Genomic DNA, 19,538 nt, shown 5'->3' with positions numbered 1-19,538 from the left:
TATGTTACGAACTTGGATCAAAATATTTTTTAGAAACAGCAAAAAGAATTGGCTCAATGTAGTAGTCAATATCTTAGGGTTAACACTTGGTTTTGCAGGCTTACTTATTGTGTTATTGTATTTTAATGACGAATTGAGTTACAATAAAACGAATCCCGATAAAAACGAAATATTTAGAGTAATTCATAAAATGTCTGACGGAGATGTTTGGGCAACGAGTACCAATGTAGAAGGACCAAAATACAAAGAAGATATTCCAGAGATTAAAGACTATTATTTAAGTAATAGTTGGTATGAGAATAGCTTAGTTAAAGTCGGTGACAAAGAATTATATACTAGAGACATACTACAGGGAGAACCTAATTTCTTTGAATTCTTTTCTTTTAAAATCGTAGAAGGGAATGCAGAGACATTCAAGCAAACACGAAATAATGCAGCACTTTCTGAGAAGCAAGCAAAGATCTTTTTTGGGAAGGAATCTGCGATAGGAAAATCAATCGATGTATCAGGTAGTATATATACTGTTACTGCGGTTTATAAGATTGAAGGAAAGCATTATTTCATGCCCGAAATGGTAATTCAATATAAAAAGCAACCCTTAGATGTGCGTTGGGGAAATTTTTCAAAAACATTATTTGTAAAAACAGTTGAAAAACCAAATTTGGCAGATTTAGAGGAAAAAGCCTTGGCAGTTTGGTATAAAAATGAAGTATTGCCTTCTTCGAAAAGAGATGGAATTACTCCAGAAAAATTTATGGAGAAATATGGAACAACTCCTGTTTTTGAAGCCATAGAGGATATTCGATTAAAAACAATTTCGGATGATGCTGGACCAGAAGGCAGCGGAAATTATCAGTTGATACTTATTATGTTATCGCTGTCTGTTTTATTAATTATAATTTCTTGTGTAAACTTTATAAATCTATCCATAGCTTCTGCAACGCAAAGAGCCAAAGAAGTAGGCGTAAAGAAAACATTTGGCTTATCTAAAGCAACTTTAGTTAGACAATATGCTTTAGAAATAGTTTTGCAAAGCTTTATAGCCTTTCTACTTTCTTTATTATTTGTGGAACTTCTTTTGCCGTATTTTAATGAATTTATGGATAAAGAAATCTCCATTTTAGAGATCGATTTATTGATAAAAGTAGCATTGTTAGCTATAGTGATTTCATTACTTATCGGAATTATTCCTGCGTTATATCTATCAAAATTCAAATCGGTAGAAGTTTTAAAAGGGAATATTTCAAGAAGCAAAAAAGGTGTGCTAGCAAGAAATATTATGCTGGGAATTCAATTTTTGATTTCAGGTTTTTTCCTTACGGGATCAATCATTATCAACAAGCAAGTTGAATATATGATAGAAAAAGATCTTGGTTTTAAAGGCGATCAAGTTGTAATGGTTTCTATGAATAAATATAAAGATCGTTACAAAAACTATTTACTAGCAAAAAATGAATTGGTAAAGCATCCTAATATTGAAACCATAACAAGCAACTCTTTTATTATAGGAGGCGGAAGTTCTAACTCAACAAACTTTAATTATAAAGACATTTCGGTACAAACTAACGCCAATGCAATAGATTATAATTACTTAGATGTCATGAATATTAAGCTTGTAAAAGGGCGAGAATTGAAAGAGGAAATTGCATCCGATACAACAAAAAATGTACTAATAAATGAAACCTTAGCCAAAGCTTTACATATTTACGATGATCCTATTGGAAAAAAACTGAGCGCAGGTTTTCAGGGAGACAATAATGACGGTAAAAATTTAGAAGTAGTTGGCGTGGTTAAGGATTATCATATTACAGGATTAGATGGCAAAATTCCACCAACAGTGTTTATGCATTGGAATAGTTTTGATTGGATGAAACAAAATTTCTGGACAATTCAATTCAAAATAAAACCAGATAATGTAGAAGAAACCTTAGACTTTATTGAAGAGTATTGGAATGAGAATATAGAACAAGGCTACCCTTTTAATCCTGTATTTGTCGATAAGCGATTTGCCAGAACTTATAAAAAGTATGAAAAACAACAAACCTTATTCTTTATATTAACAAGCATCGTAATTATCATTTCATTACTCGGATTGTTTGCGTTGGCAACCTTAACCATTCAACAACGTTTAAAAGAAGTTGCCATCCGTAAAACGCTTGGCGCATCGGTCAAAGAAATCATTTTTCAACTCATAAAAAGCTTTTTGAAAATTACAGTGATCGCTTCTGTTATTCTAATTCCTATTGCGTACTATTTTATGCAAAACTGGCTAGAGAACTTTGTATATCGTATCAATATGCCTATTTGGCCATACATTATGACGCCAATCATATTAGTACTCCTTGTATTTACCGTAGTAGGTGTAAAGGCGATGAATGCCACAAAAATAGATTTAATCAAATACTTAAAATTCGAATAACATGGTAAAGACTTGGCTAAAATTATTTTTTCGAAATAGCAAAAAAAACTGGCTCAATACCACAATTAACATTAGTGGTTTAACGCTAGGATTGGTAGGACTCATTATTGTGTTATTATATTATAATAATGAAAAAAGTTACGATCAATGGAATGAAGGAAAAGATACGATATACAAAGTAGCGCACAAATGGGGCGATGGACAAATATATGATGGCGCAACTAATCCAGAAGGAAGAACAATCAAAGAATTGGTGCCAGAAGTAACCGATTATTGTTCGGTGCACTCTGCCTACAACAGTCAAATATTGACTTACAAAGATCAATCGGTCTATGAAATGAAAATTGGACAAGCGAATGCAAACTTTTTCGAATTTTTCCCGCATACGATTGTCAAAGGTGATCCAAAAACTATTTTGGCGACCAAAACAGCAATTGTACTTTCTACAGATCTTGAAAAAAAATTGTTTGGAGATAAGGAATCTATTGGGAAAACCATTAAATATGGAAAAACGGAATGTATTGTTACAGGTGTATATAAATTAGAAAAACCTTCGGTGTATTTGCCCAATGCAATGATGCACAAACCTGTGAGTACAAACGATAATTGGGGCGGATACGGAGTATATACTTTTTATAAAATTCCAGTTGGAACGGATTTGGCTTCGGTTGAAAAGAAAATTTTTGATATTTATGTAGATCGATATTATAAAAAAGAAGCTGAAGAACAAGGAATTACTGTCGATGAATATGTGTCTATGCAAGGTTCGTATCCGTTGTTAGAAAAGTTAGTTGATTTGCGTTTGCACGGGCAAGGAGATGATGGTATGTTGGAAGGAAAAGGAAACTATTCGTTACTCTTGATTATGTTGAGTTTGTCAATTTTAGTGATTATCATTTCAAGTATCAACTTTATTAATTTATCCATAGCTTCTGCAAGTCAGCGAGCAAAAGAAGTAGGTGTTAAGAAAACCTTGGGTGTTTCTAAATTTGGCTTGCATTTGCAGTTTGTTTCAGAAATCGTAGTGCAAGGACTTATTGCTGCTTTCTTGGCGTTGATTATTGTAGAATTAATTTTACCTGTATTTAATGTATTTATTAATAAGGACTTGACTTTACGAAGTGCCGCTATTATTGTCAAAGTAATTTTATTAGCTGTTGGAATTGCTTTTGTGATCGGATTCATTACGGCATTGTATGTATCTAACTTTAAAACCGTACGTGTACTAAAAGGAAACTTCTCAAGAAGTGGCGGTATGATTTTGATGCGAAATGTAATGCTAGGATTGCAATTTGTAATTTCAGGATTCTTCTTTATTGGTGGATTGGTTGTGTACGCGCAAGTAGATTATATGAGCTCAAAAGATTTAGGATTTTCAGGAGAAGAAATCTTGGTGGTAGAGTTTAATGATACACAAATGAGTAGAAGCAAGCAATACAACTTGATTCAAAATGTATTTCAAAACAACCCGAATATAGAAGATATTTCTTCTACGTTTTTAGTGCCTGGCGATGACAATGATATTTCTCTAGATGTCATGTACAAAGATGTTGTGGTAGATATAAAATTCATTCCGCTCGATTTTGGACATTTAGAAATGATCAATACAAAAATTGCCAAAGGACGCTATTTTTCTAAGGATTTTGCTTCCGATACCATTAACAGTATTATTTTAAATGAAACGGCTGCGAAACGTTTGGGAATTGCAAACGATCCATTAGACAAAGAATTAGACATTAATGAAAAGAAGTTTTCCGTTGTTGGTGTAGTAAAAGATTATCATATTCAAGGATTAGACAAAGAAATTCGTCCAACATTCTTTATGTATTATACAGGTTTTAGCTGGATTCGAGGTGCAATGAGTACAGTACAATTTAAAATAAAACCAGGAAAAAAAGAAGCAGCATTGACAGAAATTGAACGTTTTTGGACTACGGAATTGGAACCTGGCTATCCGTTTTCATTCTATTACCTTGATAAATATTTTAACAAAACACATGATATTTACAAAAAGCAACAAACACTATTTTTCATTCTAACGTTAGTAGTAATATTCATTGCACTTCTTGGCTTATTTGCCTTAGCTACGTTGACCATTCAGCAGCGTTTAAAAGAAGTTGCCATTCGGAAAACATTGGGCGCATCTGTCAAAGAAATCATCGTGCAGCTTGTCAAAAGTTTTATAAAAATTACGGGAATTGCGGTTATTATTTTATTGCCAATTGCGTACTATTTGATGCAAAACTGGTTGGATAACTTTGCGTACAGAATTGAGATGCCTTGGTGGCCATTTATTATTGCTCCAGTGATATTATTGATATTAGTATTTGTTGTAGTAGGTATCAAAGCTTTTAATGCTACCAAAGTTGATTTAATTAAATATTTGAAGTTTGAGTAGTTTTTGGAATTATAAATGTTGGATGTTGAATTATAAATGTAAAATGCTAAATTTTAAATGTAAAAGTTGCGTTTCGATACGTCATTACGAGGAGTTGCGACGAAGTAATCTGTTAATATAATACCAAACGTCACTTCGAGTGATTTTTCAAAATGAAATGAAGAAAAATTGTATCGAGAAGTACTATGAAATGTTAAATGTAAAATGCTAAATTTTAAATGTAAAAGTTGCGTTTCGATATTTCATGACTAGAAGTTTGCGACGAAGTGATCTGCTTCTATAATACCAAACGTCACTTCGAGTGATTTTTCAAAATGAAATGAAGAAAAATTGTATCGAGAAGTACTTAGAAATTATAAATGTAAAATGCTAAATTTTAAATGTAAAAGTTGCGTTTCGATACTTCATGACGAGAAGTTTGCGATGGCGTAATCTGCTTGTTAGAAATAAGTTGCTACACGTTTTTCAAAACGCTCGCAAAGACAAACCAACCAATACTTCGACAATCTCAGCATAAACAAGCAAACAAACAGACAAATCAACAAATCAACAAATCAACAAATTTAAAGCATAGGAGTTTATAAGTTTAAGAATACATGCTTTGAAACAAAAAACCAACCACCAACCAAAAAGCTACGTATAAACCCTTGATTTTTAAATGCGTATTTGTATAAGTTTTCAAATACGCATTTTAAATTGTAAGTTTGAAGAACTGACCAAAATTATTAATCATATGGCTACTTCAAACCCAACACCAACGTTTACGCCAACAGGTTCTTCTAAATCTAAATCAAGTACTACGACCACTGCGAGTACAAATGAAACGGCAAATGAACCGCCAAAAGGAATCTCCAAAGGTGTGTCAGATGATACGATGATTCAATTCAAACAAGAGCTAGAAAACATGCTTTTGTATGCAATGAATAGTGGCAAAACGATCAATACAGATGTCAACTCTTTAATAGAAAGTGATAAAATAAGCGATTTGATAAATGCACATAATATTCTTGTGAAAAATGTTGCACCAGCAACACCGAAATCTATTGCGTATCTCGATGTCGTTTCAAAAGATAACACCAAAAAAAGTTTATTAACAAAATTGCCAATCATCAGAAACTTAATCATTCTGGCGATTATATTCTTAATTTTGTTTATTGGAACTTCCTTGTCAGATGAGGTAAATACCTTGTCGTTATCTAAAGGAATTTTAAGTAATAGCGGAAAATCGTTATTGCTAAATATCCTATTTCTTTGTGCAATTTCGGGATTAGGAGTGATGTTTTACCTCCTAAGAAGTATTAGCGAAGGCATAAAGAATGCTACATTACTACCCGAACAAACTATTTATTATACCGCATTAATCATATTGGGAATTATTTCAGGATTGATTCTTTCAGAAATTGTTTCTTCTTATAATGTGAATCAAGAGCTAAGTATTTTTAACAATGCAGTTTTAGCGCTTATTGGTGGATTTTCTTCGGATGCTATTTTTAGTATTCTTCAAGGAATTATCAATAAAATAAAATCCATCTTTCAATAAAAAACTAAAAACCAACCCTATTAAATAAAGAACTCATGAAATTTTTTATCCGCAGTATAGCGATTGCCTTTGTGGTTATAAGTATCAACGCTTGTGCTTCCATTCCAGCATCTACGGCTACTTTATCACAAGAAGTAATTGCAGAAGCCAATTCAATGCACCAATTAAACATAGCATTAGTCAATAAATTATTTGAAGAGCGAAAAGGAAAGGTAGATGCTTTCATGAATAATCAATACATTCCGTCATTCGTTAAAAATTTACAATCAAAAATACCTGCTGGCGTAGATGTGAATTCAGAATTGGCAAATATCTTAAAAAGTGTCATGCCAGTCATTAATAGAAAACGCGATTCGCTTCATAATTTACTCGATACACAACGTGAGCAAATGGTTACTTCGCTCAATACAAACTTTGCAAGCTATCAACAGGCGAGCGCTACCTTACAAAATTTAATCAGTTCTGCGGTAAAGTTGAAACAAACTGAAGCCAATACATTGACGCAAATTCAGAGTTTAACGAAAACTAATTTTGATGTAGGGAAAATTCAAAGGCATTTAGACAGTTTATTGGTTAAAACTGGAAATGGATTTAACAAACTTCTCAACATAGAATCAGCAATTAAAGGAAACAATTAAAATAGAAAACATATGAGTGATATAGATTGGAATAGCCTAGCAAATCAGGCTGCAGCACAAACAGATGCTCAGTTTCAAACTACCATTGCAAGTTTGACGCAAATGAGTATTTCAGAAGTTGATCAATTCATTAAAGAAAGCAATATTACCAATGGAAATGCAATTAAAGTATTAAAAGAAATTAATGATGCAGCTGCTTCAAACTCTTCAAAAGCAGATGCAATTTCTAATATAGACAATGGCGTAAATTTCTTAGTGAGTTTGGCAAATAAAATTGTGTAAACAGCACAAAAATTAAATACACAAAATAGAGCAATAACGTATTTTATAGGTTATTGCTTTTTTTACGCCAACACTCAAAACTTCTTTTCAAAACTTTTAATTTTCCATTGACTCATATGTTCTGAATGGTTTGATTCTTAAATTTGAAATTTAGTACTTCACTTTTGAAATTTTCACCTGCGCTTTTGTAGTTTGTATTGTGACTTAATACTTCTTTTTAGATATTTATGTTTAATATTAAAATTAGAATTATTATGAAGAAAAAAATCTTAAATCGTTAAGCTTGAATAAGAGGTCAATTTCAAGTTTAGAACATAAAGGTCAGCTTTTAGGAGGATTGTATTATACTAGCTATAAACTATATTGTCCAGCTAGATAAATTAAGGCGAACCTAAGTCATTCATGTTTAGAAGATTATTTCTTCCGACGATGACTGTGTTTTTTACAGGCTATTGCTTTTTTATATATTGCTCATTTAATACTTTTATAAACATTAAAACCATACCAAAATGAAAATTAGAAACATAATATTACCAGTATTATTGTTGATTATTACTGCGAGTTGTAACAATGATGATGATGTTACTCCTTTAGTAATAGATGACAGTACATTAAGCGGATCTTGGAACCTTAAAAGATCTGATATAGTAGGAGATGAAACCTATATATAATGAGGTTTTAGTAACCTATACTTTTGACAATGGTACACTAACTGTTGAAAACAATGCCATAGAAACTACAGATTTTAGTCCAAAACCTTCAGGAAGAATGTATTCTGGGATATATTCATACTTAATTTTTGAATTTAATGGGAATGCATATTTAGTCGTAGAAAATGATCAATTTGGTCAAGCTGAAATAGGAATCATGACGCTTAATCCAGATAATACATTAACCATAGATCAGACAGAAATCCCGCTTACAGATGGTATTTACCAATATGTACTAAACTTTGAAAGATAACCTCTTTAAAAGAGTCTTACGATTGTTTGTATGTATAAGCAATTAAAGGTTTTATAAAGAAGAAATACATATTAGAAACTACAAAGCAATAATGTTTACAAGGCATTGTTGCTTTTTTTATGAGCTTGAAAAAAGATATCAAACACTTAACGAATATTGTTGATAAATTTTATGTAAGGAATTCACAGAAAAAACTACTTTTGTTAAAAAGCGTTTAATATTTAGAAAAAAGAATATGTCAGACACAAATACAGCATTAGATTGCTTAATCATAGGAAGTGGACCTGCAGGTTATACAGCCGCAATTTATGCAGCAAGAGCAGACATGAAACCAGTAATGTACACAGGAATGGAGCCTGGAGGACAGTTAACCACGACAACAGAAGTAGATAACTTTCCAGGATATCCAAATGGTACAGATGGAACTGCCATGATGGAAGATTTAAAAAACCAAGCAACTCGCTTTGGTACTGATGTGCGTTTTGGAATTGCTACAAAGGTTGATTTTTCTACGGAAGTAGGAGGAGTTCATACAGTATACATAAGTGATGGAGCAGAGGAGAAACCATTTTTAGCCAAAACGGTAATCATCTCAACTGGAGCTTCTGCCAAGTATTTAGGCTTGGAAAGTGAAGAACGTTTAAAAGGTGGTGGCGTTTCTGCGTGTGCTACTTGTGACGGATTTTTCTATAAAGGACAAGATGTAATTGTTGTTGGTGGTGGAGATACTGCTGCAGAAGAAGCTACATACTTAGCAAAACTTTGTAAAAAAGTAACCATGTTGGTTCGTAGAGATGAAATGCGTGCTAGTAAAGCAATGCAACACCGCGTAAATGCTACTGAAAACTTAGAAGTATTATACAATACAGAATTAGATGAAGTATTAGGTAATATGGTGGTAGAAGGTGTTCGTGTGGTAAACAATCAAACGAAAGAAAAACACGAAATTCCTGTAACAGGAGTTTTTATTGCGATTGGACATAAACCAAATACAGATATGTTTAAAGGAATTTTAGACATGGATGATACTGGATATTTAATCACGGGAGCAAAGTCAACTAAAACAAACATTCCAGGTGTATTTGCTGCTGGAGATGTTCAAGATAAAGAATACCGTCAAGCAATTACTGCTGCAGGTACAGGTTGTATGGCAGCATTGGATGCAGAACGTTATTTAGCATCTGTAGAAGATGTTGTAGAAGCGTAAAAATTCAATTTGATAATTTTCTACTTTGAAGATTGATCAATAAAAATATAAAAAATAAAAAACCGCGTTAAATAATTTAGCGCGGTTTTTTGGTTAGGCAGGGTTTGGTTGATGTGATATTATATACTAGCGATGGTTATTTGTTTTTTGATGAATACCACCAGCTACAGATTTGTTTTTTGTAACCGATTCTGGATTTCCATAATAACTAATATCGCCGCCACTAGAACTATTTGCTGTTAATTTCTCAGTAACATATACGGTAATATCAGCGCCGCTACTTACAGAAGCATTGCAGTCTTTCACAGTCAATTCTTTTGCATGAATATCGCTTCCGCTACTGGCACTTGCTTCCAATGAATCTGCAGTTCCTGAAATTTTAATATCAGCACCGCTAGAACTAGAGCAAGTTACATATTCTGCTTCTACTTCAAGATTTACATCTGCTCCACTATTGCTTTTTACTTCAAGATCTTCTGTGACAATAGTGTTCGTTCCATATACGTCTGAACCACTTGTCCCTACAATTTTTTCAATATTGGGTACGCTTACATGTACTTTTTTAGCTTTGCAGCGTCCAATATTTTTTTCTGTATGAATTCTAAGCGTACCATTATTAATATCGGTAGCAATTAATCCAATAATATTTTCATCTGCTTCTACTTCAATAGAAGCTGTTTCAGACTGTGTAATATACACGTCCAATCCTTCAGAAGCTTTGATAATAGTAAAGCGCTGATCTACGTCTCTTTCTTCGGTAACCACGTTACGGTTACCAGCAATACCTGAACTAAAATTAAAGTCGCAGGAAGTCATCAGTAGACTCAAAATTGCAATGGCGATAATTCGTGCTATTGTGATCATAATAGTTAGTGTTTTTTGTTGATGTTTTGTTCTTCATTTCCACTTCGCTCAATGTGACATGTCTTTTTCACACTGAACGCGGAGTCGAAGTGATGATTGATGATGTTTTGTTGTTTAAAATTCCTAACAAACAATCCAACTATCAAAACTAATGGTGTCAACTAGTTTCGATAGTATTGATATGGATTGTGAACTGCTCATTTGATTGATTGATTGATTGATTGATTGATTGATTTTTCAACAATACTCAATATGTTTCATACTGAGTGAAGCTGAGGTATTTTGATTGATTTTAGTTATTTGTATTGTTTGAAACGCTATCCTTTGGAACGTTTACATTTACATCGTTGTCTTTATTTTTAATATTAATATCTACCTTTTCAGAGTTGATTGTAATATCACTTTTCTTGGTTGTTCTCTTTTTACTTTTTTTTGTTTCCGATGGCGGACAATCTAAACATTGTAATTCATCGTCAACAACTTGGTGATGATATCCTTCTGTCTTAGAACCATTTGGTAAAATATCTCCAGAACGTCTAGAATTATAGTGGAATGGTTTAGTACTCTTATCTGGATAAATAATAGCACCTTCTGGTAAATAAAGAATTACTTCTACTTCTTGATTATTGTATTTATCGTCTTCATCAAATAAAAAGTAACCATTAAGCTTTAAGGTATTATCTTCAAAAAGGTAATTATAGTTAATTCCTTGTGCGCGTTGTTTTGCTTTTTGGAAGGATACACCACTAGCTTTTCTATTAATGTTGATTCTTGCATTTTCATTTTCAGTAGCTCTTACAATTAGTTTTACAGATTGAGAGTAGAGAATAACATCTCCATTTTCGTCATATTCAACTTTGTAACTATGATCGTATCTACGGAAGCTTTCATTAAAATCTTCATTCTTTACCATTCTTACTTTAATCGTATCATTTTGACTAATTGGCAATTGCACTTTTTCAGTTAAACTAGCTTCTACATTTTGATGCAAAGCTGCGCTAGAAGCGATATAGGCAATTCCGATACAAGCAGCAACCCACAATACAATTAAAATTGTTTTAGCTGGAGTTCCAATAGATCTTGAATTTTTCACTAAAATCTTCATTCCCAAAATGAATAACACGATTGCAGGAATTCCAATAGCAACTAAAGCGAGTAGAGCTAATATCCAAGGTGAAGTTTCATTCAAGACTCCTAAATCTTCGTAGTAGAAGAAATCTCTTCCTTCCCAAACTTCAAAATTAAAGAAGCTAAACCCAAGTGCTGACATTAAAACGCTAATTAAAATAGAAGCGGCTGTAATGATGAAAATAACTCCAAAAAACTTTCCAAAAATCTTTAAAAAAGTTTCAATAATATGTCCTATAGAATCAAAGAAGGAAGATGTTCCACTTTTTGCTTTTTGTCCGACTTGCTCAAAGTTGATGTCATTTAATGTTTCTTGAACATCATCCAATCCTTCTTTGATTTTTTGCTCAATATTGCTGATGTTCGCCGGCTTTCCCGCCATTGCTAGTTTTTCACTAGTAGTGGTAGCTTTTGGAATGATAAACCATAAGATAAAATACACAAGTATAGGCGATCCAACTCCTGCAAATACAATAATAATTGCTAACAAACGGATCCATAAAGAATCTACACCAAAGTATTGTGCCAATCCAGCACAAACACCTGCAATTGCTTTATTGTCATAGTCTCTGTATAACTTTCTAGTGGCTCCAGAAGTTCCTGTTGCGTTCGTATTGCCAGCTTTTGGTCCGTCTTCAAAGATTTCGTCATCTACCAAATAATCTTCTGGTTGTCCCATGATATCAATAACTTCCTGAACTTCTTTCATTCCAACTACTTGTCGGTCCGATTTTAGACGTTCTGAGAAAAGTTCGGCAACTCTTGCTTCAATATCAGTAATAATTTCATCTCTTCCTTGCGAGTCTGTAAAGGAGCGTTTTATGGCGTTTAAATAACGCTGCAATGTGTTATATGCATCTTCATCGATATGAAAAAACATATTTGCTAAATTTATATTTATGGTCTTATTCATTGTTAGTATTTTTTTGTCGTGTTACGAGTGATACAGCTTTTTGTAAATTGTCCCAAGTAGTATTGAGTTCTTTAAGAAATAATCTTCCTGTTTCTGTAAGTCCATAGTATTTTCTTGGAGGTCCAGAAGTAGATTCTTCCCAGCGGTAACTTAATAAACCTGCATTTTTTAATCTTGTCAGTAGCGGATAAATAGTGCCTTCTACGACAAGCATTTTTGCGTCTTTAAGTGTTCCAAGTATTTCGGCCACGTACGCATCCTGATCTCTCAAGATGGATAAAATACAATACTCCAACACGCCTTTACGCATTTGTGCTTTTGTGTTCTCTATCTTCATGTTTTCATGTGTCTTTTAATGATTCTGTTCGTTTTTTGATTGATGATGATTGATTGATGATTGATTGTACACTAAGCTAAATCCAAGTATAATGATTGATGATGTTATACTGAGCTAAGCAGAAGTGTGATGATTTTATTTGATGAATCGATACGTTAATGGATAACGATAACGTTCACCTTCATTCGCTTTCATTGCTGCCACAATGGTATACGTAATGTTTACTGCAAAAAATAATAATGCTACGAGTCCTAAAATAATTCCAATCACAGAGAATCCAAAAAAACGAGTTCCTTCTTCTACATTGAATGAAATATGATTGAACCAAAAAATATCCCAAGTATTAATAGATCGAACTCCAAATACAAAGAAAAATGGAATGCATAACATCGTAGCTATGATTTTATAACAAAACAGACTCAATTGAAAGTTAATCACTTCTTTTCCATGATGATCTATGTATTCACCATCCTTTTTATACATCGACCACAAAATGACGGGAAGTATAAAATTTCCAAAAGGAAAAAAGTATTTACTAAACGACGCTACATGTAAAACTGTCGCTACATTTTTGTCATGATTTGTTAAAGTTGATTCCATTGCATATTATTTTCTTATGCAAATATATGGTTAAAAAAAGGTATTATGCAAAACATAGTACTTAAATTTAACATAATATTAACATTTTGATATCGTGATTTTAGATGAAGGTATTAGAGTTATGGTATTGATTATTAGTTATTTAAAATGGTAATGCGTGTCGTTTTAGCTCAAAAACATAATTTAGGATACAGGTGTACTTAAGAGAAGAGATAAGTCGAAATATGAAACAGGCAACAAATAATTAATTCTGAAACTATAGAATAATATTAATCTTTAAAACTCTTTGCAATAAATGCAATACTCTAAGTTTCTTTGTGAGCATCACTATTTTTTTGTAATTTGCTATGCGTGCATAAAATATAATTCATGAAACTGACTCCATCTAAAATCAACAAATTTTTATTATTCAAACTTCCATCGGCTTACTTCTCAGGTGTACGATTAAAAGAAATCAACCAAGAAGAAGCAACCGTGACTGTAAAACATCGCTGGATCAATCAAAATCCTTTTAAATCATTGTATTGGGCAACGCAAGGAATGGCTTCCGAGTTGGCAACAGGCGTATTGGTGATTCAAGAAATTGAAAACTCAGGCAAAAAAATTTCAATGTTAGTCCGATCGCAAAAAGGAACATTTACCAAAAAAGCGACAGGACGTATTCATTTTGTGTGTAAAGATGGACTCAAAGTAAAAGCAGCTATTGAAGAAGCTGTCAAAACAGGAGAAGGGCAAAGCCTAACCTTATACGCGGAAGGTTTTGATGCATCAGGAGAAAGTGTTTCCAATTTTGAATACGAATGGGGAATAAAACTCAGAAAGAAAAAATAATTTCCTTGTAACAAATTGTATTTTTTTTCATCTTATACATTGCAATCAAAAAACAAAATAAACAATGACAGCACACGAAATAGATTACCATATTTATGGTGAAGAAATGCAATATGTAGAAATTGAACTGGATCCACAAGAAGCCGTAGTCGCGGAAGCAGGAAGCTTTATGATGATGGACGATGGTATTAGTATGAATACCATTTTTGGCGACGGTTCCAATCAAGAACAAAGTATTTTAGGGAAATTATTCTCTGCCGGAAAACGAATTCTAACTGGCGAAAGCTTATTCATGACTTCTTTTTTAAATGAAAAAGCGTTTGGTGTCCGCAAAGTAAGTTTCGCATCACCATATCCAGGAAAAATTATTCCCATAGATTTAACAAATTATGGCGGAAAATTTATCTGTCAAAAAGACGCCTTCTTATGCGCTGCAAAAGGTGTAACGGTAGGTATTGAATTTTCTAAAAAGTTAGGCCGCGGATTTTTTGGCGGTGAAGGCTTCATCATGCAAAAACTTGAAGGAGACGGAATGGCGTTTGTACATGCTGGTGGAACCATGGCACGAAAAGAATTGGCGCCTGGCGAAACATTACGTGTAGATACAGGTTGTATTGTAGGTTTTACACAAGATGTAGATTACGATATTGAATTTGTTGGCGGTATTAAAAACACCTTATTTGGTGGCGAAGGAATGTTTTTTGCAACCTTAAAGGGACCAGGAATTGTATATATTCAATCTTTACCATTTAGTCGTTTGGCAGGACGAATTATCTCTTCATTACCAAATGGTGGAAACAGCAAAGGAGAAGGAAGCATCTTAGGAAGTATTGGCGATTTATTCGATGGAGACAATCGTTAGTTAAGTCTAAAATTATAAAAATATAAGAAGCGTTTATTACCGAGTTACGGCTTGTGACTTGATAATGAGCGCTTTTTGTATGTCTTTCATCAAAGGATAATACCCTAAAGTATACATAATTTATAAATTACGATGTACACTTATATGCTTACTTTAGTTAAATTTATATATTACATCAAAATTGATTTAATAATTACAAAGAGCGCTAAACAAGCAGTCCCAAATTAGTTTAAGAAAATGCAAATATGAAATAAATAGCTACATATTTACATTTAATATTGAAATTATTTCCCAATGCTATATCTTTATACTATTACGAATGAATTTTATCTTAGTAAGCCCTAAATAAACGATTACCAACCAAAACCTACACATGAAAAAAAGTTACCTACTACTACCACTATTTTTTATAATACAATGGAGTCAAGCACAAATTATAAATATTCCCGATGCTAATTTTAAAAACTATTTATTAACAACAAATCTTGTTGATACGGATGATGATGAAATAAATGATAGTACGATTGATCTTAATAATGATGGTGAAATTCAAGAATCGGAAGCCTTATTAGTAACATTTATGAGTGCTACGGGGAGATCGATTTCGTCACTAGAAGGAATTGAATATTTTACAAATCTTGAAGCATTATATTGTTCAGCAAATCCAATTTCGACCTTATCACTTACACAAAATGTCAATCTAAAGACACTAGCTTGTAGTAATGATTTCTCAAATTTCTCTCTTACTGCTGTTGATGTAACACAAAATGTCAATCTAGAATCTTTATTTTTATCAGGGAATGATCAATTAACTACTTTAGATGTAACGCAGAATATAAATTTAGAGTACTTACATATATATCGCTGTAACTTTACAAGTATTGATGTTACACAAAACACACAATTAAAGAATTTTTCTTGTTTTAGAAATGGAATCACAAGCTTAGATGTAACTTCCAATCCAAATCTTGAAGATTTACGTTGTAACAATAACTTGTTAACTAGTTTAGATATTTCTCAAAATCCAAATTTACAGTTATTAACTGCTAGTGACAATTCAATAACAACAATCAATCCCACGCAAAATCCATCATTAAGAACTCTAAGTATTGATAAAAATAGTATTTCAACTATTGATGTCACCCAAAATCCTCATTTGCAATCATTACGATGCAGCGAAACTTCATTAACTAGCTTAAATCTTACTCAAAATCCCAACTTAAAATATTTAGACTGTGAAAAAAATAGCTTTACAAGTTTAGATGTTTCTCAAAATCCTATTTTACAAACCGTTAATTGCTTTGAAAACCAATTGACAAGTTTGGACTTTACTCAAAATCCAAACTTAGAAAATGTAAATTGTAATGATAATCTATTAACGAGTATAAATACAACAGGAGCTACAAGCCTTAAAAGATTGTTTTGTAATAATAATTTATTAGAAACTATAGATGTTACTAGTAATAACAATCTTATCTATTTTGAATGTAATGATAATTCATTAACACAATTGGAACTAAGTGGAAATCCAAATCTTTTAGGCTTAGAATGTAATTCAAATTCCTTGACAGCTCTTGATTTAAGTCAAAACCCTGAAATGATAGGTTTACAATGTACTGATAATCTCTTAACAGAATTAGATGTAAGTCAAAATCCTCGACTTAATGATATTGATTGTTATAATAATCAACTAACATATATAAATGTAAAAAACGGAATCATTATTTCAAGTATATATGACCTTCGTTTTGATAACAATCCAACCTTAGAATTTATTTGTGTAGATGAAGAAGAACAAGCTTTTATATCGGCTTTATCAATAGTTCCTGCAACAGCAGTTGTAAGTACGTACTGTTCTTTTACGCCTGGAGGCGAATATGTAGTATTGCAAGGAAGTTCAAAATTAGATAACAATACAAATGGCTGCGATATAAATGATATTGTATACCCGAGTATTGGATTAGCGATAGTTGAAGGTTCAGCAACGGAGACAATTATTACAGATACTTCAGGTGATTATGCTTTGTACTTGTCAGAAGGCGAGACCTATACAATCACGCCACAATTAGAAAACTCTGCATACTATACAGTTTCACCAGCTTCTATAATGATTGATACTGCAACGGCTTCCAATCCTACCATACAAGATTTTTGTGTGACACCAAACGGAACTCATAATGATGTAGAAGTCACTATTATGCCACTAGAAATTGCACGACCAGGTTTCGATGCTTCATATCAAATTCAATATGAAAATAAAGGGAATACAACGCTGTCAGGAACTGTCCAATTGACCTTCGATGATGATTTGATGGATGTAGTAACTGCAACTCCTATGTCAGATACGCAGGCTATTAATACAAGTACGTGGAATTTTACAAACCTAGTGCCATTTGAAACAAGAAATATTGCTTTTACGATGAATATCAATTCACCAACAGAAGTTCCTGCAGTGAATGGAGGCGATGTGTTAAGTTTTGAAACTACTATAAATTCAGGAGTGTCAGACGAAACACCTAATAATAATATAATGGTGTTACAACAAACTGTTGTCAACTCGTATGATCCAAATGATATACGTTGTTTGGAAGGTGAAACTGTCACCACAGATTATATAAACGAGTTTGTACACTATATGATTCGTTTTGAGAATACGGGAACAGCATCCGCAGTAAATGTGGTAGTAACAGACGAAATAGATACTTCTAAATTTGATATTTCTACATTGCGACCAGTTTCGAGTAGTCATGAAATGGTTACCAATATCAAAAGTAACAATGAAGTAGAATTCATTTTTGAGAACATAAACCTTCCTTTTGATGACGCCGATAATGATGGATACCTAGTTTTTAAAATTAAGACACTAACAACATTGGTAGAAAATGATACATTTGACAATACAGCAAACATTTATTTTGATTTCAATTTTCCAATCATTACAAATACGGCATCTACTTTAATTGCAAATCCGTTGAGTATTGCAGAAGAAAATTTGGAAAGAGATATGATCAATATCTATCCAAATCCAACAAATGGAATTTTGAATATTACTGCCAAAGAAGCTATAAAAGCGATAGAAATAAGAACAATGGAAGGGAGACTTTTAAAAAGTAACATTACGCAAATCACTCATAATTCATACGAAGTTAATTTATCAGAAGCCGCAGCAGGAATATACATACTAAATACACTAACAAATTCTGGTAAGATAATAAGTAAGGTAATGAAAGAATAATAGGTCTTATTGTTAAAGTTTTGTTGAAGAAGTATAAACATTAATTTTTTTTAGTACATTTATAAGGATAAACAAAATGCTTATAGACGAAAACTACTCTTAGAAATTTTAACCTTAACCCTCGTTGAATATGGCTAGAGCGATGTTTGATTACACAAAAACTATACTCAAAAAAGTTAGTTTTGATCCATCACTGTTTTGTAAAGAGTTACAAAAAGCTTTGCAGAGATTGCTGCCTCACGAAATAGAAGAATTGAAAATTTGGATCAATTCTCTCGTAACAGCAAATCCACAATTAGATCAATGTTTAATCTATTTAAAACCATAAAAAAAGCCGCGATACGTCGCGGCTTTTTTAGCATATATACTTTTCTATTGTTGTATTGGACTAATAATTTGCACATTGTGAAACGCAATGGCACCGCGTACAATGCCCATAATTACACTGCGTAGTGCTTCAATAATCTGCATTTTCAATTCGCTTTTGTGAAATAGCAAACTGACTTCTCGTGCTGGTCTTGGCTCTGCAAAATGGCGCAAATATTTACGTTCCGATTCTTTAATGTCTAAGGTATGTAAATAGGGCAGAAGTGTCATGCCTAAGTCTTCATTAGACAGTTTTATTAAAGTTTCAAAACTTCCGCTTTCCAATTGAAAATGATCGTCAATTGCCGTTCTTGGTACTTTACATAAATTGATAACACCATCTCTAAAGCAATGTCCATCTTCTAACAATAAAATATCGTCAATATCTAAATCGCTAGTTTCAATTTCTTTCTTGTCATACAAACGGTGATTTTCGGTCGTATACCCTACAAAGGGTTCGTAATATAAAACACGTTCTTTAATTTGGTCATATCCGAGCGGAGTTGCAGCAATAGCGGCATCCAAATGTCCGTCATTGAGTCTTTTAATAATAGTTTCTGTCGTTAATTCTTCTATTTTTAAGTTGACTTTTGGATACTTTTTAATAAACGTTTTTAAAAACATTGGCAACAAAGTCGGCATGATGGTCGGAATGATTCCTAACTTAAATTCGCCACCAATAAATCCTTTCTGCTGATCGACAATATCTTGCATTCTCCCAGATTCATTGACAATATTGCGTGCTTGTTCAACAATTTTCTTCCCAATTTCTGTGAGCTGAATAGGTTTCTTACTTCGATCAAAAATCTGAATTTCCAACTCATCTTCAAGCTTTTGTATTTGCATACTCAACGTAGGTTGCGTTACAAATGACTTTTGTGCGGCAAGTGTAAAATTCTGGTGTTCGGCTACTGCCAATACATATTGTAATTGTGTGATTGTCATCGTTATAAAT

The 19,538-nt window shown here is 32.7% G+C and carries 16 protein-coding genes; 11 read left to right on the top strand and 5 right to left on the bottom strand.

Translation table 11 applies throughout. The features are described from left to right. The first annotated feature begins 1 nt into the window (after position 1). The 7 genes from Q0845_RS22855 (at position 2) to trxB (ending at position 9,447) form a co-directional block, all read left to right on the top strand. The gene (locus Q0845_RS22855; protein WP_298518554.1) at positions 2–2,419 is read left to right on the top strand and encodes an ABC transporter permease; all 2,418 of its coding nucleotides are present in this window, start codon (positions 2–4) and stop codon (positions 2,417–2,419) included. Position 2,420: 1 nt separating this feature from the next. Further along, the gene (locus Q0845_RS22850) at positions 2,421–4,817 is read left to right on the top strand and encodes an ABC transporter permease (protein ID WP_298518551.1); all 2,397 of its coding nucleotides are present in this window, start codon (positions 2,421–2,423) and stop codon (positions 4,815–4,817) included. A 733-nt stretch (positions 4,818–5,550) separates the two neighbouring features. Further along, a complete protein-coding gene (locus Q0845_RS22845) occupies positions 5,551–6,357 on the top strand; it encodes a hypothetical protein (RefSeq protein ID WP_298518547.1) in 807 nt (268 codons plus the stop codon). A gap of 35 nt (positions 6,358–6,392) precedes the next feature. Next, complete coding sequence (locus Q0845_RS22840) at positions 6,393–6,995, top strand: hypothetical protein (protein WP_298518544.1); 603 nt, start codon at positions 6,393–6,395, stop codon at positions 6,993–6,995. A gap of 12 nt (positions 6,996–7,007) precedes the next feature. Continuing rightward, entirely contained in the window at positions 7,008–7,277 is a 270-nt protein-coding gene (locus Q0845_RS22835; protein WP_298518540.1) for a hypothetical protein, read from the top strand. 654 nt (positions 7,278–7,931) lie between these two features. After that, a complete protein-coding gene (locus Q0845_RS22830) occupies positions 7,932–8,240 on the top strand; it encodes a hypothetical protein (protein ID WP_298518537.1) in 309 nt (102 codons plus the stop codon). A gap of 235 nt (positions 8,241–8,475) precedes the next feature. Continuing rightward, positions 8,476–9,447: a thioredoxin-disulfide reductase gene (trxB, locus tag Q0845_RS22825; protein ID WP_298518535.1), complete on the top strand. Its 972-nt coding sequence runs from the start codon at positions 8,476–8,478 to the stop codon at positions 9,445–9,447. 126 nt (positions 9,448–9,573) lie between these two features. Here the strand turns inward: trxB and Q0845_RS22820 are convergent, their stop codons facing one another. The 4 genes from Q0845_RS22820 to Q0845_RS22805 all read right to left on the bottom strand — a co-directional run bounded on the left by Q0845_RS22820 (position 9,574) and on the right by Q0845_RS22805 (position 13,289). Next, on the bottom strand, positions 9,574–10,311 hold the full coding sequence (locus Q0845_RS22820) for a head GIN domain-containing protein (protein ID WP_298518532.1): 738 nt from the start codon (positions 10,309–10,311) through the stop codon (positions 9,574–9,576). 292 nt (positions 10,312–10,603) lie between these two features. Then, positions 10,604–12,352 (bottom strand): PspC domain-containing protein, encoded by a 1,749-nt coding sequence (locus Q0845_RS22815; RefSeq protein WP_298518529.1) that lies wholly within the window; start codon positions 12,350–12,352, stop codon positions 10,604–10,606. Further along, the gene (locus Q0845_RS22810) at positions 12,345–12,689 is read right to left on the bottom strand and encodes a PadR family transcriptional regulator (protein WP_298518526.1); all 345 of its coding nucleotides are present in this window, start codon (positions 12,687–12,689) and stop codon (positions 12,345–12,347) included. Before Q0845_RS22810 ends, Q0845_RS22815 begins: the two co-directional genes overlap by 8 nt. A gap of 135 nt (positions 12,690–12,824) precedes the next feature. Further along, a complete protein-coding gene (locus Q0845_RS22805; protein WP_298518524.1) occupies positions 12,825–13,289 on the bottom strand; it encodes a DUF4870 domain-containing protein in 465 nt (154 codons plus the stop codon). A 369-nt stretch (positions 13,290–13,658) separates the two neighbouring features. On the opposite strand from Q0845_RS22805, the gene Q0845_RS22800 reads away from it, so the two are divergent. From Q0845_RS22800 to Q0845_RS22785, 4 genes are all read left to right on the top strand, one after another. Continuing rightward, positions 13,659–14,120 carry a DUF4442 domain-containing protein gene (locus Q0845_RS22800; protein WP_298518521.1) on the top strand — a complete coding sequence of 154 codons (462 nt, stop codon included), beginning with the start codon at positions 13,659–13,661 and terminating at the stop codon, positions 14,118–14,120. Between the two features lie 64 nt (positions 14,121–14,184). After that, positions 14,185–14,982, top strand: coding sequence for a TIGR00266 family protein (locus Q0845_RS22795; RefSeq protein ID WP_298518518.1), 798 nt, complete (start codon positions 14,185–14,187; stop codon positions 14,980–14,982). Positions 14,983–15,355: 373 nt separating this feature from the next. Then, positions 15,356–18,217 carry a T9SS type A sorting domain-containing protein gene (locus Q0845_RS22790; protein WP_298518516.1) on the top strand — a complete coding sequence of 954 codons (2,862 nt, stop codon included), beginning with the start codon at positions 15,356–15,358 and terminating at the stop codon, positions 18,215–18,217. A gap of 130 nt (positions 18,218–18,347) precedes the next feature. Next, a complete protein-coding gene (locus Q0845_RS22785; RefSeq protein WP_007092881.1) occupies positions 18,348–18,545 on the top strand; it encodes a hypothetical protein in 198 nt (65 codons plus the stop codon). A 44-nt stretch (positions 18,546–18,589) separates the two neighbouring features. Here Q0845_RS22785 and Q0845_RS22780 read toward each other — a convergent pair whose 3' ends face one another. Beyond that, on the bottom strand, positions 18,590–19,528 hold the full coding sequence (locus Q0845_RS22780; RefSeq protein WP_298518508.1) for a LysR family transcriptional regulator: 939 nt from the start codon (positions 19,526–19,528) through the stop codon (positions 18,590–18,592). Positions 19,529–19,538 lie beyond the last annotated feature (10 nt).

It is taken from the genome of uncultured Kordia sp., from assembly GCF_947489565.1.
Taxonomy (GTDB): Bacteria; Bacteroidota; Bacteroidia; order Flavobacteriales; family Flavobacteriaceae; genus Kordia.
This window is presented reverse-complemented; position numbering and strand designations above follow the sequence as displayed.